The organism is Kitasatospora sp. NPDC002227, from assembly GCF_040296285.1.
Classification (GTDB): Bacteria; Actinomycetota; Actinomycetes; order Streptomycetales; family Streptomycetaceae; genus Kitasatospora.
In genome coordinates this window covers 267,927-282,421 of record NZ_JBEOWY010000001.1, presented here as the reverse complement: position 1 = coordinate 282,421, position 14,495 = coordinate 267,927, and the positions used below count along the sequence as shown (strand labels likewise).

The window sequence follows — 14,495 nt, the reverse complement described above, 5'->3', positions numbered from 1 at the left end:
GCGGCCTGGCAGGCCGCTCAGCCGAGGGCGGTGCGCAGTGCGTTCAGGACGGCGGCCGGGTCGGTCAGGGCGTGGTGGACCGGCGGGACTGGCAGGTCGAGGCCGAGAAGCTGGTGGACGGCGTGCATGGCGCCGCGTACCGAGTACTCGACGGTGAACACCACGTCCTCGGGGATCTCCACGTACTGGCCGAGGAAGGCGAAGTTCCGTGCACCGTGCGGGATCACCCGCGGCCGGTCGCGGTCGTCCCGGCGGGCGAACTGGCTGGTGATGTACGGCATCATCACGGTGGTGACGGTGGTGGTGCTGTGCACCTCGTCGGCGATGTCCTCGAAGCCGAACTGGCCGAGCAGTTCGGTGAGGATCTCCCGCCCGGTGCACTCGGCCATCGCCTTGCCGGTGTGGTCGCCGGGGGAGTCGAGGAACAGGCCGTAGCCCCACAGGGTGAACACGCCGTCGGGCTGGCCGGCGAAGTGCGGCGGGCGCGGGACGACGACCGACAGCAGCCAGGGCGAATCCTTGAACGTCATCAGGGCCCCGGTGCCGGGCACGTTGCCGGAGAACTCCTCGATCCGCTTGAGCAGCGCGGGGCTGTGCATGGTGAGGGTGAACGACTCCCAGGCTCCTTCGGCGATGTTGCCGTTGAAGACGGCGGGGCGGCCGAAGTCCGGTGCCTTGCGGGAGAGCGTCTCCCAGAGCGTCCAGCTGCCGTCGCGCTTGTCGCGGATCAGCTCGGGGACGGTGTCGTCGCCGCCGAGCGCCGCGTCGGCCGTCATCGAGCCGAGGGTGATGAACGCCAGGTCCAGCTCGGCGAGTTCCACGGTGGCCGGGCCGCCCGAGCGCTCCAGGTGCAGCCGCCGGGCACGGCGGATGCCGCTCTGCTCGGTGAAGTCGACGTCGGTGACGGTGACTCCGTGCTCGAAGTGCACACCTCGGTCGGTCAGCCACGCGACGATCGGCCGGACGATGGAGTCGTACTGGTTGAGGCGGGTGCGGCGCACGCCGGCCAGGGTGTGGATCCGCGGGAACTCCTGGAGGAAGCGCAGGAAGTAGCGCTTGAGCTCGATCGCGCTGTGCCAGTTCTGGAAGGCGAAGGTGGTGCGCCACATCGTCCAGAAATCGGTGGCGAAGAAGTGCTCGGAGAAGAACTCGTCGATCCGGCGGGCACCGATCACCGACTCGGGCAGGACGAGCAGCCGGGCCAGTTCGAGCCGGTCGTGGTTGTCGAGGCCGAGCTGTGAGGCGTCCAGGATGCGGTGGTCGCGGTCGATCAGCCGGGCCTTGGCGTCGGTGGGCCAGCGGCGGTTGAAGTCGGTGGTCTCCTCACGGACCGAGACGTTCTCGTCGTCCAGGGTGGGGACGGTCTCCAGCAAGTCCCACAGGCAGGTGTACGCCTCGTCCTCCAGCATCCGCCCGCCCCGGGTCACGTACGCCTGCTCGGCCGAGCCGCTCCCGTCGAGGGAGCCGCCGGGGAGCGGCAGCCGCTCAAGGATGGTGATGTTCTCGCCGGGGAAGCCGCCGTCGCGGATCAGGAAGGCGGCGGCGGCGAGCGAGGCGATGCCGCCGCCGACCAGGTAGGCCTTCGATTCCCGCCCGCTGTCGATCATGGTCCGTCCAACCGTAGGAGGTACGCGCCAGGGCGGCGCACCTGCGCTGTCCCGCAGGCTCCGCCAGCTTCCGGCGTCCGGCGCCCCGGTGGCAGGGGCGGGCAGCCCACCTCGGTGGGGCCGTAGGTCCCGCTCCGGGGCGAAGCGTCGTGCCCCGGTCGGCCCTGTGCCGACGGGCGCTGGCCGGGCGACGATGAGCGTGGCCCACCACCGACGTCGTACCGAACCCGAGGGAGAGCGCCGCTATGTCCGGCACCCCGAGCACGGCCCCCGGCACACCGTCCGAGCGCGAGCTCAGGGAGCTGGACGCGCACTGGCGCGCTGCCAACTACCTGGCCGCCGGACAGATCTACCTGCTGGCCAACCCGCTGCTGCGCGAGCCGCTGGCACCGGAGCACATCAAGCCGCGCCTGCTCGGCCACTGGGGCACCTCGCCCGGCCTCAACCTCGTGCACACCCACCTCAACCGGGTGATCTCCGGGCGCGACCTGGACGCCATCTGCGTCTGGGGCCCGGGACACGGTGGCCCGGCGGTGTTGGCCGGCTCCTGGCTGGACGGCAGCTACACCGACACCTACCCGTCCGTCACCCGGGACGCCGAGGGCATGGCGAAGCTGTTCCGGCAGTTCTCCTTCCCCGGCGGGGTGCCCAGCCACGTCGCCCCCGAGACCCCGGGCTCGATCCACGAGGGCGGCGAGCTCGGCTACGCGCTCTCGCACGCCTACGGCGCCGCGCTGGACAACCCGGATCTGCTGGTCGCCTGCGTGATCGGCGACGGCGAGGCCGAGACCGGCCCGCTGGCCGCCTCCTGGCACGGCAACAAGTTCCTCGACCCGGTGCACGACGGGGCCGTCCTGCCGATCCTGCACCTGAACGGCTGGAAGATCGCCAACCCGACCGTGCTCTCCCGGCTGCCCGAGGCCGAACTCGACGCCCTGCTGCGCGGCTACGGCCACCTCCCGCTGTACGTCACCGGCGCCGATCCGCAGGAGGTCCACCGGGCCATGGCCGAGGCCATGGACACCGCCCTCGACCGGATTGCCGCCATCCAGTACGAGGCCCGCACCGACGGCTCCACCCGGCGCCCGCACTGGCCGGTGATCGTCCTGCGGACCCCCAAGGGCTGGACCGGCCCCGCCGAGGTCGACGGCCTGCCCGTCGAGGGCACGTGGCGCGCTCACCAAGTCCCGCTCGACCAGGTCCGCGACGACCCCGAGCACCTCGCACAGCTGGAGGCCTGGCTGCGCTCGTACCGGCCGGAGGAGCTCTTCGACGAGCGCGGGAGGCCCACCGAGCAGGTCATGGCCTGCGTCCCGCAGGGCCTCCGCCGGCTCGGCGCCAACCCGCACGCCAACGGCGGCCTGCTGCTGCGTGAGCTGCCGGTGCCCGAGCTGGAGCGGTACGCCGTACCGGTCGACAAGCCGGGTGCCACCCTGCACGAACCCACCCGCGTGCTCGGCGACCTGCTCGAACAGGTGATGGCCGACACCGCAGAGCACCGTGACTTCCGCCTGGTCGGACCGGACGAGACCGCCTCCAACCGGCTCCAGGCCGTCTACGCCGCCACCGGCAAGGCCTGGCAGGCCGCCACGCTGCCCACCGACGAACACCTCGCGCACGACGGCCGGGTCATGGAGATCCTCTCCGAACACACCTGCCAGGGCTGGCTGGAGGGCTACCTGCTCACCGGCCGCCACGGCCTGTTCTCCTGCTACGAAGCGTTCGTCCACATCGTCGACTCGATGGTCAACCAGCACATCAAGTGGCTGCGCACCACCCGGCAGATCCCCTGGCGCGCCCCGATCGCCTCGCTCAACTACCTGCTCACCTCACACGTCTGGCGCCAGGACCACAACGGCTTCTCCCACCAGGACCCGGGCTTCGTCGACCACGTCCTCAACAAGAGTCCCGAGGCCGTGCGGGTCTACTTCCCCCCGGACACCAACACCCTGCTGGCCACCGCCGACCACGTCCTGCGCAGCCGCGACTACGTCAACGTCGTCGTCGCCGGGAAGCAGCCCTGCTTCGACTGGCTGACCCTCGACCAGGCCCGCGCCCACTGCGCCCGCGGTGCCGGGATCTGGGAGTGGGCCGGCACCGACCACGGCGGCCTCGAGCCCGACGTGGTGCTCGCCTGCGCCGGCGACGTCCCCACCCAGGAGGTGATCGCCGCCGCCGAACTGCTGCGCCGTCACCTGCCCGACCTCGTGGTGCGGGTGGTCAACGTCGTCGACATCGCCCGGCTGATGCCCGCCGAGGAGCACCCGCACGGCATGCCCGACACCGAGTTCGACGCGCTCTTCACCCGCGACAAGCCGGTGATCTTCGCCTACCACGGCTACCCGTGGCTTATCCACCGCCTCGCCTACCGCCGCACCGTCCACCCGCACCTGCACGTGCGCGGCTACAAGGAGTCCGGCACCACCACCACGCCGTTCGACATGGTGGTCCGCAACGACCTCGACCGCTACCGCCTGGTCATGGACGTCATCGACCGCGTCCCCGGCCTCGGCGTCCGTGCCGCCACCGTCCGCCAGCAGATGGCCGACCAGCGGCTGCGCCACCACGACTGGATCCGCGAGCACGGCACCGACCTGCCCGAGATCACGGACTGGATCCCGGGCAGCTGACCCACCGCCGCCGGGAGCCGGCCAGAGGGAGACGATCACCATGCACCTGCCCGTCACGATCGGGGTCGACGGCTCCGAGGCCAGTCTGGCCGCCGCCGAGTGGGCCGCTCACGAGGCACTGCTCCGCGACCGCCCGCTGCGCGTCCTGCACGCCCTGCCCCTGATGCCGCACCTGCTCGCCAGCTGGTGCGCGCAACCCCGGCCCGCAGGCGGCGACCTGCTCCACGAGGTTCGGCACGTCCTGGCGGTGCGTCACCCACAGCTGGCGGTACGTACCGAGGAGGTCCACGACGTCGCCACCTCGGCGCTGGTCGCGGCCGCCGAGGACGCCGACCTGCTGGTGCTGGGGGCGCGCGGGAGCGGCGGCTTCCCGGAGCTGCGGGTCGGGGCCACGGTCCTGCACATCGCCGCCCGGGCGGGCTGCCCCACGGTGGTGGTCCCGCCGGAGCCGCCGGGCCCGCAGCCGCGGGAGGAGGTGGTGATCGGAGTGGATGCCCGGCGCCCCGCCGAGGCGGCGATCGGGTTCGCCTTCGACGCCGCCCTGCGGTACGGCCTGCCGCTTCGGGCCGTGTACGCCGGTGTCGTGCCGCCGCCCGAGGACCGGGGCAGTGAGGGCGTGCTGCTCGCCCAGGTCCTGGAGCCCTGGCGAGCCACCCACCCCGAGGTGCAGGTCGTCGCGGACATCGAGAGCGCCGGGCCGGGGCAGGTACTGGTGGAGGCGTCCGCGAAGGCCCGGCTGGTGATTCTCGGCCGCCGCCCGGCGGACCGGGCCGGCGCCCTCGGGCCGGTGGCCCACGCCGTCCTGCACCACGCCGGCTGCCCCGTGGCGGTCGTCCCCGGTGCCTGAGCGGGAGAGAGGGGAGAGGCGATGACCGACTTCGCCATCGAAGCCACCGGGCTGGTCAAGCGGTACGGCAACGCCCGCACCGGCAAGACCGCCCTGGCCGGCCTCGACCTCGCCGTGCCGCACGGCCAGGTGTTCGGCTTCCTCGGCCCCAACGGAGCCGGGAAGACCACCATGATCCGCCTCCTGCTCGACCTGATCCGGCCCACCTCCGGGTCGCTGCGCATCCTGGGTGCCGACCCGCGCGACAGCACGAAGACACGTGGACGGATCGGCTACCTGGCCGGTGACTTCCGGATCGACGGCCGCCAGACCGGACACGAGGCACTGACCTACCTCGGCGAGCTGCGCGGTGGCGTCCCGGCCGCCCGGATCACCGAACTGGCCGAGCGCCTCGACCTGGACCTGAGCCGCCGGATCGGCACCCTGTCGAAGGGCAACCGGCAGAAGATCGGTGTCGTCCAGGCGTTCATGCACACCCCGGAGCTGCTCGTCCTGGACGAGCCGACCAGCGGTCTGGACCCGTTTCTGCAGCAGCGGTTCGTCGAGATGGTCCAGGAGGCGGGCGGCAACGGTCAGACCGTCTTCATGTCCTCGCACGTGCTGAGCGAGGTGCAGCAGACCTGCCGGCGGGTCGGCATCATCCGGGAAGGCGAACTGGTCACCGTCGCGGACGTCGAGAGGCTGCGTCAGTCGGCTCACCGGACGATCGAGATCGCCTTCGCCTCGAAGATCGACATCTCAGTCTTCGACCGGCTGCCCGGGCTGCAGAACGTCGCCGTGACCGCGACGGCCGACGGCGGCAGCGTGCTGCGGGCGATCCTCACCGGCAGCCCCGACCCCCTGCTCAAGGCCACCGCCCGGTTCGAGGCGACCAGTCTGCTGGCCGAGGAACCGGAGCTGGAGGAGATCTTCTTCACCTTCTACGAGCACGGTCCCCACGGGACCGGTCCTCACGGGACCGGTCCTCACGGGACCGGTCCTCACGGGACCGGTCCTCACGGGACCGGAACGAAGGGCCAGGCATCGTGAACAGCACCGTCCTGCGGAAGTACCTGACGGACAGTCGGCGCGCTTTCCTGGGGTGGGCGCTGTCGATCACCGCGGTCGCGGCCATGTACTCCTCGATGTGGCCGGTCATGGGCGGGAACTCGGGTCTGGCCACCGCGATCGACTCCTTCCCCAAGGCCCTGCGCGACGCGTTCCACCTCCAGGACTACGGCACGGTGGCGGGCTACTTCGGATCGACGGTCTTCGGGCTGCTCGTCCCGATCCTGCTGGCCGTCTTCGCCGTCTCGGCCGGCGCCAGAGCGATCGCGGGCGACGAGGAGGCCGGGACGCTCGACCTGGTGCTGGCCCACCCGGTCGGGCGGGTACAGCTGGCGGTGTCCCGGTGGCTCGCGGTACTGGCCGCGATCCTGCTGGCCGGAGCGGTTCTGCTGCTCGTCGAACTGGCCATCCGGGTGCCGGCCGGGTTCACCGACCTGGGCATGGCGAACCTGGCCGCCATGGTCCTCCAGCTCGTCCTGTTCGGCTGCTGCTTCGCCTCGATCGCTTTCGGCATCGGTGCCTGGACCGGGCGCCGCACCTACGCGATCGTCGGCGGGGCCTACCTGACCGTCGTTGCCTACCTGTGCGACTCCTTCCTCCCGCAGATCAACGGCCTGCACTGGACCCAGTACTTCTCCCCGTTCCACTGGTACCTGGGTGGTGAGCCGCTGGTCAACGGCGTCCAGTGGACCCACTGCGCGCTGCTGGCCGGGGTCGGCCTGGCCTTCGCCGCGATCGGGATCCACGGTTTCAGCCGCCGCGACATCGCCCAGGGCGGCTGGCGCGGCTGATCTGATCCCCTGCGGAAGGTTCGGACCGCCCGTTCGACCTGCGCTCGTCCGCGTGTCGCCCGACAGGGCCGCTCGTTACGATCATGGCTTCGCCGGGCTGACCGGTGGGGCCCCGAGACGACGAAAGGCCCACGTGTCCCCATGTCCCACCGCCTGACCGAACCCCGCTCGAGCCAGCCCGACGAAACCTTCCTGCCGCCGGACCAGCCGCCCCCGGCGGTTCCCCCGAAGGTGCTGCGGGACGAGTTAGCGGCAGCGGCCGAGTGGGTTTCGCAGTACCTGAGCGAACTGCCGGCCGGCCCGGTGACCCGTCCGATGCCCGCGCGGCAGCGGGCCCGGCTGCGCGAGGGACACCTCGCCGGACGCGCCGGGGAGCTGGGCGAGGTGCTGGACTTCGTACGGGACCGGATCGCCCCGTACCCGACCGGGAACGGGCACCCCGCCTTCTTCGCCCGGATCAACTCGCCGCCCGCACCGGCCGGGGTCATCGCCGGGTGAGCCGCCCGCTGGAGCAGGTCGGAGGCCATGATCTGCTGATCGAAGTGGAGGCCTGCGGCGTCTGCTGTACCGATCTCCATCTGGCCGAGGGCGATCTCGCACCGCACGTGCCGCACTGCACGCCCGGCCATGAGGTGGTCGGACGGGTCAGGGAGGTCGGTGCGGAGGTAGACGGCTTCGCTCGCGGCGACCGGGTCGGCGTCGCCTGGCTCGCCGGGACGTGCGGCGAGTGCCGCTACTGCCGTTCCGGTCGGGAGAACCTGTGCCCGGACTCCCGCTACACCGGCTGGGACCGGCACGGTGGCTACGCCGGGCACACCGTCGCCGACGCCCGCTTCGCCTACCGCCTGCCCGAGGGGCCGCCCGCCGAGGAACTCGCCCCGCTGCTGTGCGCCGGGATCATCGGCTACCGGGCCCTGGAGCGGGCGCAGCTGCCGGCCGGCGGGCGCCTCGGGATCTACGGCTTCGGCGCCTCCGCGCACCTCACCGCCCAACTTGCGCTTGCTCGCGGGCCCACCGTGCACGTGCTCACCCGAGCCGAGGAGGCCCGGCAGCTGGCGCTCGACCTCGGTGCCGCCTCTGCCCGGGGCGCGTACGACCATCCGCCGGAACCGCTCGACGCAGCAGTCCTGTTCGCCCCCGTGGGTGACCTCGTCCCCGTCGCGCTCGCCGCACTCGACCGTGGGGGCACCCTCGCCGTCGCGGGCATCCACCTCACCGACATCCCCGTGCTCGACTACCAGCGGCACCTGTTCCAGGAGCGCACCCTGCGCAGTGTCACCGCCAACACCCGGGCCGACGGCCTGGCCTACCTCGCCGAAGCGGCCGCGCACCGGCCGGTCGTGCACGTGCGCCGGTACCCGATAGCGGCCGCGCCGGAGGCGCTGGCGGACCTTGCGGCCGACCGGATCACCGGTGTCGCGGTGCTGGTCGCCGACCCGGGCGGGTGACTGCCGCGCGGGGCCCGACCGGCCCTGCGGCCTGGGGCCGGACCGCCCCGCGCAGGGGACGGAGGGCCCTCGGCGTGGGGCGCCGACGCGGCGCACGATGAGGACAGCACAGCGGGAGCCGGTGCTGCGACCGGGATCCGTGCGGACGACAGCCCGAGGCCAGGGTCCCTGGACGGGCAGGATCGCCAGGACAAGGAGTGCCATCATGACCGACCGTACGCTGACGGAGGCAGACCTCCGCCTGCTGGCCGCCGCCGGGGGCGCCGCGCCGTCGCTGCACAACAGCCAGCCTTGGCGCTTCCGTCCGGCCACGGACCGGCGCGGCCTGCTGGTCTATGCCGACGAGAGCCGCGCGGTGCCCGTCGCCGATCCGGACGGACGTGCCCTGCACGTCTCCGTCGGCGCGGCGCTGTACAACCTACGGGTGGCAGCCAGCCACCTCGGGTGGAGCGCCGACGTCCGGCTCTGCCCGGAGCCGGAGGAGCCGGAGCTGCTCGCCGCGCTCGACTTCACCGAGGCGGGACCGGCGGAGAGCCCCGAGCTGTACGGGGCGATCGCGCAGCGCCACTCCAGCCGCGAGCCCTTCGCCAACCGGGACGTCCCGGAAGCCGTGCTCGGGGTGCTCATCCAGGCAGCCGCCGCGGAGAACACGCAGCTGGCGGTGTTGGAGGAGGCTGAGGCGCGACGGGTCATGAGCCTCACGGCAGAGGCCGAGAGCCGCATCGCCGCCGACGTCGTGCGGCAGGCCGAGACCCGGGCCTGGCTCCGACTTGAGGCCCCCGCGACCGACGGCATCCCCGCTGAAGCCCTCGGCCCGCTGGACCACGACGCCCGGGTGCCGATGCGCAGCTTCTCGGGCCGGCCACCGAGCCCGGCCCGCCCGACCCAGCGCTTCGAGGCGCTGCCCCAGCTGGCGCTGATAAGTACGCACGGGGATCGCCCGGTGGACTGGCTGCGGGCCGGCCAGGCCCTCGAGCGGGTCTGGCTGCTGGCCACCCTCCACGGCGTCCGGGCCTCGGTTCTGCACCAGGCCGTCGAGTGGCCAGAGACCCGCTGGCGGCTGCGCGACACCGCAGAGGGCCCCGGACACGTCCAGATGATCGTCCGGTTGGGGTACGGGCCGCCTGGATCGCCGACGCCGCGCCGCGCGGTGGACGAGATCCTCGACCTCAGCGGGACCGGTTCGCATGCGGGGGGCGAGGGCTGACCTCGGGTTGTGCTGGGACACTGCCGACAGAGGACGCTTGCTGCCTGTCCCGGGCGGATGGCCGCCCCGCGACCGAGGAGCATCAGTCGGTCCGCACGACCGGGGTGAGGGTCTGTTCGGGGCGGCCGTTGGCGGGTTGTGCGGTCACCGAGTTGCCATTGCTCCCGGCGGTGCTGGAGGTGAGTGCCCAGCCGGCGGGGTTGACCACGGCATGGCGGGCGCTGTCGTAGCTCCACCGCTGGGCGGCGGAGCCGTCGCAGGCGGCGCGCACCACTTCGCCGCCGACGGTCGGTGGTGCGGCCAGGCACTCGTTGCCCTGGGCGGTGTGCAGGCTGCCGTCGCGGGCGAAGACGAAGAGTTGGTTGGCGTTGGGGCTGGTGGCGCAGCGGTAGGTGATGGCTCCGTTGGTGCCGCCGCGGTCGAGGCAGGCGCCGTTCGCGAAGCGGAGTGGCCAGCGGGCGGACTGGCCGATGCCGAGTTCGGTGAGCACGGTGCCGTCGGGCTGCTTCTGCTGGTTGATCATGTCCTGGCACGTGCCGCTGGTCGAGGTGCCGCTGTTGGTGGCGGTGAGAGCGCCGTCGTTGCCGGTCATCGGGCCCCAGCGGTTCTTGGAGTACGCGTTGTCGTTGCAGGTGTAGGCGGATCTGTTCCAGTCGAAGTACTCCACCCAGCTGTTCCAATCACGCCTGATCTGCTGTGACTTGGGGAGCAGTGCCGAGCCGAGGACGAAGGAGCTGCCGGCGGTCTCGTCGGTGACGGTGGCTGTCACCCAGTGTGTGGCGGGGTTGATCCGGACCTGGATGGCGTAGGTGTGGCCGGTGATGGGGCGGCCCTGGTTGACGGTGTTGTTGGAGCACTGGAGGTGCTGGCCCTCGCCGGTGTTGTTCCAGCAGTGCGAGCCCTGGGTGCCGTCGGCGAACTGGAGGTCGGCGTCGGCCCAGACGGACCAGTTGAAGAGGCCGTCGTTCTGCTGCTTGTCCTGGAGCCCGATGTAGGAGAGGTTCCCGTCGAAGTTGAACTGGTTCGACCAGAAGACGTCACCATCGCCGGGGGTGGTGACCACGGTGGTGCGGAAGGAGACCTCGGTGAGGGCGGTGTCGCCCGGCATGGTCCAGTAGGAGTTCGAGCCGGGTGTCTGTCCGTATCGGGGCTGGGCTTCGGCGGTCGGCGGCGCTGACTTCGCGACGGCCGGGGCTGCCCCGGCTGGTAGGCCGGTGAGGGCGAGGCAGGCGAGAGGCACCGCGCACATGGCACGGCGCCGGGAGGGGTGCGACATCCAATGCTCCCGACAGGTCAGCGGCGACCGGGAGCCGACGCCGCACGGATCCCCCAGCGAGACCATCGCCTGCCCGGTCACGGCCCGCAACCGCGCGGTCGTAGCAGCCGGCCAGGTACGTCCCCGGGTGGTGGACGCCGTTCGGCGGGAGGGCGGGGCCGGTCGGCCCTTTCGGGTGCGGCCAGGGGAGCGGAGGCTGGAGGGGAAGCAGGTGACAGCGGAGGAGTTGTGCCATGGCCACGTCCCACGCACCGCAGACCGCCGAGGCGTTGCTCGCCGACGGCACCACGATCGAGATCCGGCCGCTCGGCCCGCAGGACCATCAAGCGGTGCTCGGCCTGTACACCGACGGGATGTCCGAGGAGAGCCTCCGGATGCGGTTCTTCGGGATCAGCCGCAACGCGCCGACGCAGGCGGCCGACTGGCTGTGCGGACCGCCCCGGCCGGGTCTCCTCGCGCTCGGCGCCTGGGCGGGGGAGGAACTGGTCGGCGAGGCGGACTGCGAGCTGCTGGACGAACCACCGGAGACCGCGGAGCTCGCCCTCGCGGTGGCCGACCGCTGGCACCACCGCGGTGTGGCCACGCTGCTGGTCGAACACCTGGTCCATGCTGCCAGGGCCGCCGGAATCCGGTCCTTCGAGGCCGACACCCTGTTCGGCAACCGTGCCGTCCACGGCGTCTTCGCGGCGCTCGGACTACCGGTCCACCGGAGCTTCACACAGGGTGAGGTCAGGCTTCGGGTGCTGCTCGACGAGTCGGCCGAGCAGTACCGCACGGCGGTGGACGTGCGCGGCCGGCAGGCGGACGTGGCCAGTATGGCGGCCTTGCTCCGCCCGGCCTCGGTCGCGGTGATCGGCGCCTCCCGGCGGGAGGGCTCGGTCGGCAGGACGGTGCTCGGGAAGATCCGGCGGGGCGCCTTCACCGGAAAGGTCTGGGCCGTCAACCCGTACGCCGAGGAGATCGACGGTGAGCCCGTCTACCCCTCCGTCGGGCTGCTGCCGGAGGTGCCCGATCTCGCCGTGCTGGCAGTCCCGGCCGCGGCCGTGGGCGAGACGGCCGAGGAGTGCGGAGCCACCGGGGTCAGGGCGTTGGTCGTGCTCACCTCCGGCCTGGGCCCGCAGGACGCCCGGCGCCTGATGCGGGCCTGCCGTCGGCACAGCATGCGCCTGGTCGGCCCGAACAGCCTCGGGATCGCCCAGACCGACTCGGGCGTGCGGCTGGATGCGGAGTTCGGCGAGGCCTTCCCGCTGCCCGGGACGGCCGGGGTGGCGGTGCAGAGCGGCGGAGTGGGCATCGCGTTGCTGGAGCGACTGGCCTGGCTGGGTGTCGGGGTGTCCAGCTTCGTCTCTCTCGGTGACAAGTACGACGTCAGCGGCAACGACCTGCTCCAGTGGTGGGAGGCCGACGGCCGGACCGACCTCGCGCTGCTCCACCTGGAGTCCTTCGGCAGTCCGCGCGCCTTCGCCCGCACCGCCCGCCGGGTGACCCGCTCGATCCCGGTGCTGACTGTGGACGCGGGGCGCTCGGACGCGGGCCGGCGCGGCGCCGCCTCACACACGGCCGCGGCCGCCACCCCCACCGTCACCAGGGAGGCGCTGTTCCGGCAGGCCGGCATCACGGCGGCCCGCAGCATCGACGAACTCGTGGCCGCCGCAGCCTTGTTGCACGCGCAGCCGCTGCCCGCCCCGCGCGGGGCCGTCGCCGTGGTGTCGAATGCCGGCGGCATCGGCATCCTGGCGGCCGACGCCTGTGCCGAGGCCGGGCTCGTGCTCCCCGAGCTCTCGCAGGAGATCGCCGAGTGGCTGCCGCCGGGCGCCTCCGTCCGCAACCCGGTGGACACCACGGCGGCGGTGGGGCCGGAGGAGCTCACCCACCTGCTGCGGGCCCTGGAACGGGAGGCGGCCGTCGACGCCATCCTGGTCTGTCTGGTGCCGACCGCGCTCAGCGCCAACCGGCACGACGGCCCGGTGCGCGCGCTGCTGGAGGGCCCGGCCCGGCGTCGTGTCCCGATCGCCGCCGTCCTGCTCGACCAGCAGGTGCCCGTCCGGTACCTGACCTGCGCCGACGGCGGTGCGCTGCCCGTCTACTCCGACACCGTCGCAGCCGCCCAGGCCTTCGCACACGCCCGGGACCGCGCCCGCTGGCTCGCCGAGCCGGCACCTGTGCCCGTGGACGCCCCGGGCTGCGACCGACGCACGGCACGGAGCCTGGTGGACGGCTGGCTCACCGCCCACCCCGAGGGCGGCTGGCTCGACCCGCTGTCCACTGCGGACCTGCTGGAGAGCTACGGTCTGCCGCTGACCACCTCGGTGTGGGCCCGCGACGAGCACACGGCGGCGGTCACCGCTGCCGGTCTGTTCCGGCTCGGGCACGAGGGCAAGGTGGCCCTGAAGGCGTACTGGCCGGGACAGGTGCACAAGAGCGCGGCGGGCGCGGTCCGCACCGGCCTCGCCACCGAGGCCGAAGTGCGCGCCGCCTACCGCGAGTTCACGCAGAAGTTCGGCGCGGAGCTGGCCGGAGCGGTGGTGCAGCCGATGGCCGCGCCGGGGCTGGAACTGCTCGCGGGCGTGGTCCAGGACCAGGTGTTCGGCCCGCTCGTCGTGCTCGGCCTGGGCGGCACCGCCGCCGACGTGCTGGCCGACCGGGCGGCCAGGCTCGCCCCGCTGAGCGAGCGCGACCTGACCACCATGGTGACCCAACTCCGGAGCGCACCCCTGCTGCTGGGCCAGGGCGGGCGGCAAGCCGTCGACCTCGCCGCCGTCCGGTCCGTCCTCGCGCGGCTCTCCCGGCTCGCCGAGGACGTCCCGGAGCTCGCGGAGGCCGATCTCAACCCGGTCATCGTCCGGCCCGACGGGGCGCTCTGCGTGGACGCCAGGGTGCGGCTCGAGGCACGGCCGTCCTACGACCCCTACCTTCGGCGGCTGCGGCGGCCGACCGCTGCTGAGGAGCAGTGAGCCCCGTGAAGCACAGCATCCTCGATGGCACGGCGGCCGACACCTTCCCCGCCGCCGCACGGCCGGCGGGCCGAGCCTGCGTCCGCGACTGCATGGGCGGTCCCAGGGTCGCCGTCACCCCCGGCACCGACTTCGCCACCCTGGTCGCCGTGCTGAGCGCCTCACAGCGCGGGGTCGTGCCCGTGGTGTCGCCCGACGGCACGATGACGGGTGTGGTGGCCGTCTCCGACCTGCTCGCGGCCTATGCCGATGGGGACCGTGCGGGCGCCCTGCTCGCCCGGGACCTCATGACTGCCCCGGCCGTCACGGCCACCGCTGACATGAGCTGTGCCGAGGCGGTGACGCTGCTGAGCGGGAACGCGGTGCACCACCTGCCCGTCGTGGACGGGGACGGCCGGTTGATCGGCCTGCTCTCCGCGCAGGACCTGCTCGACGCGCTGCGCGAGGACGACGAGGCGATCCGCGCTGACGCGCTCGCGCTCGCCCTCACCCCCGGCAGCGGCGTCGTTCCGAACTCGCTCCGGATCCGCTGCGAGCGCGGCCGGGTCGCAGTGTCCGGGCGCACGCGCACCCGCAGCGACGCGGCCGCGCTCTGCCTGCAGATCGCCCGCATCGAGGGTGTCACCGGCCTTGCGGACGGTCTCTCCTGGGACGTCGACGACACCGATGCGTCGCCGGTCGGCTGAGC

The 14,495-nt window shown here is 72.8% G+C and carries 11 protein-coding genes; 9 read left to right on the top strand and 2 right to left on the bottom strand.

Features of this window, described 5'->3' with window-relative positions; genetic code table 11:
* Positions 1-17: 17 nt before the first annotated feature.
* The gene (locus ABT095_RS01205; RefSeq protein WP_350527134.1) at positions 18-1,607 is read right to left on the bottom strand and encodes an oleate hydratase; all 1,590 of its coding nucleotides are present in this window, start codon (positions 1,605-1,607) and stop codon (positions 18-20) included.
* A 245-nt stretch (positions 1,608-1,852) separates the two neighbouring features.
* Between ABT095_RS01205 and ABT095_RS01200 the strand changes: the two genes are divergently transcribed.
* From ABT095_RS01200 to ABT095_RS01170, 7 genes are all read left to right on the top strand, one after another.
* Positions 1,853-4,237, top strand: coding sequence for a phosphoketolase family protein (locus tag ABT095_RS01200; RefSeq protein WP_350527133.1), 2,385 nt, complete (start codon positions 1,853-1,855; stop codon positions 4,235-4,237).
* A gap of 40 nt (positions 4,238-4,277) precedes the next feature.
* Positions 4,278-5,084 (top strand): universal stress protein, encoded by an 807-nt coding sequence (locus ABT095_RS01195; protein WP_350527132.1) that lies wholly within the window; start codon positions 4,278-4,280, stop codon positions 5,082-5,084.
* A gap of 21 nt (positions 5,085-5,105) precedes the next feature.
* Positions 5,106-6,113 (top strand): ABC transporter ATP-binding protein, encoded by a 1,008-nt coding sequence (locus ABT095_RS01190; protein ID WP_350527131.1) that lies wholly within the window; start codon positions 5,106-5,108, stop codon positions 6,111-6,113.
* Positions 6,110-6,922, top strand: coding sequence for a DUF2705 family protein (locus ABT095_RS01185; RefSeq protein WP_350527130.1), 813 nt, complete (start codon positions 6,110-6,112; stop codon positions 6,920-6,922). The genes ABT095_RS01190 and ABT095_RS01185 overlap by 4 nt, the downstream gene beginning before the upstream one ends.
* Positions 6,923-7,063: 141 nt before the next feature.
* On the top strand, positions 7,064-7,420 hold the full coding sequence (locus tag ABT095_RS01180) for a hypothetical protein (RefSeq protein ID WP_350527129.1): 357 nt from the start codon (positions 7,064-7,066) through the stop codon (positions 7,418-7,420).
* Positions 7,417-8,370 carry a zinc-dependent alcohol dehydrogenase family protein gene (locus ABT095_RS01175; RefSeq protein ID WP_350527128.1) on the top strand — a complete coding sequence of 318 codons (954 nt, stop codon included), beginning with the start codon at positions 7,417-7,419 and terminating at the stop codon, positions 8,368-8,370. Before ABT095_RS01180 ends, ABT095_RS01175 begins: the two co-directional genes overlap by 4 nt.
* Before the next feature lie 205 nt (positions 8,371-8,575).
* Positions 8,576-9,577 carry an Acg family FMN-binding oxidoreductase gene (locus tag ABT095_RS01170; RefSeq protein WP_350527127.1) on the top strand — a complete coding sequence of 334 codons (1,002 nt, stop codon included), beginning with the start codon at positions 8,576-8,578 and terminating at the stop codon, positions 9,575-9,577.
* 82 nt (positions 9,578-9,659) lie between these two features.
* On the opposite strand, the gene ABT095_RS01165 is transcribed toward ABT095_RS01170, so the two are convergent.
* Positions 9,660-10,853, bottom strand: a complete 1,194-nt coding sequence (locus tag ABT095_RS01165) for a ricin-type beta-trefoil lectin domain protein (protein WP_350527126.1) — start codon at positions 10,851-10,853, stop codon at positions 9,660-9,662.
* 233 nt (positions 10,854-11,086) lie between these two features.
* Between ABT095_RS01165 and ABT095_RS01160 the strand changes: the two genes are divergently transcribed.
* Positions 11,087-13,807, top strand: coding sequence for a bifunctional acetate--CoA ligase family protein/GNAT family N-acetyltransferase (locus ABT095_RS01160; protein ID WP_350527125.1), 2,721 nt, complete (start codon positions 11,087-11,089; stop codon positions 13,805-13,807).
* 5 nt (positions 13,808-13,812) lie between these two features.
* Complete coding sequence (locus ABT095_RS01155; protein WP_350527124.1) at positions 13,813-14,493, top strand: CBS domain-containing protein; 681 nt, start codon at positions 13,813-13,815, stop codon at positions 14,491-14,493.
* The last annotated feature ends 2 nt before the right edge of the window (positions 14,494-14,495 follow it).

Bases quoted from the DNA above. Each gene is read 5' to 3' on its own strand.
- ABT095_RS01205 (WP_350527134.1), bottom strand. From the start codon at position 1,607: ATGATCGACAGCGGGCGGGAATCGAAGGCCTACCTGGTCGGCGGCGGC.
- ABT095_RS01200 (WP_350527133.1), top strand. From the start codon at position 1,853: ATGTCCGGCACCCCGAGCACGGCCCCCGGCACACCGTCCGAGCGCGAG.
- ABT095_RS01195 (WP_350527132.1), top strand. From the start codon at position 4,278: ATGCACCTGCCCGTCACGATCGGGGTCGACGGCTCCGAGGCCAGTCTG.
- ABT095_RS01190 (WP_350527131.1), top strand. From the start codon at position 5,106: ATGACCGACTTCGCCATCGAAGCCACCGGGCTGGTCAAGCGGTACGGC.
- ABT095_RS01180 (WP_350527129.1), top strand. From the start codon at position 7,064: ATGTCCCACCGCCTGACCGAACCCCGCTCGAGCCAGCCCGACGAAACC.
- ABT095_RS01170 (WP_350527127.1), top strand. From the start codon at position 8,576: ATGACCGACCGTACGCTGACGGAGGCAGACCTCCGCCTGCTGGCCGCC.
- ABT095_RS01165 (WP_350527126.1), bottom strand. From the start codon at position 10,853: ATGTCGCACCCCTCCCGGCGCCGTGCCATGTGCGCGGTGCCTCTCGCC.
- ABT095_RS01160 (WP_350527125.1), top strand. From the start codon at position 11,087: ATGGCCACGTCCCACGCACCGCAGACCGCCGAGGCGTTGCTCGCCGAC.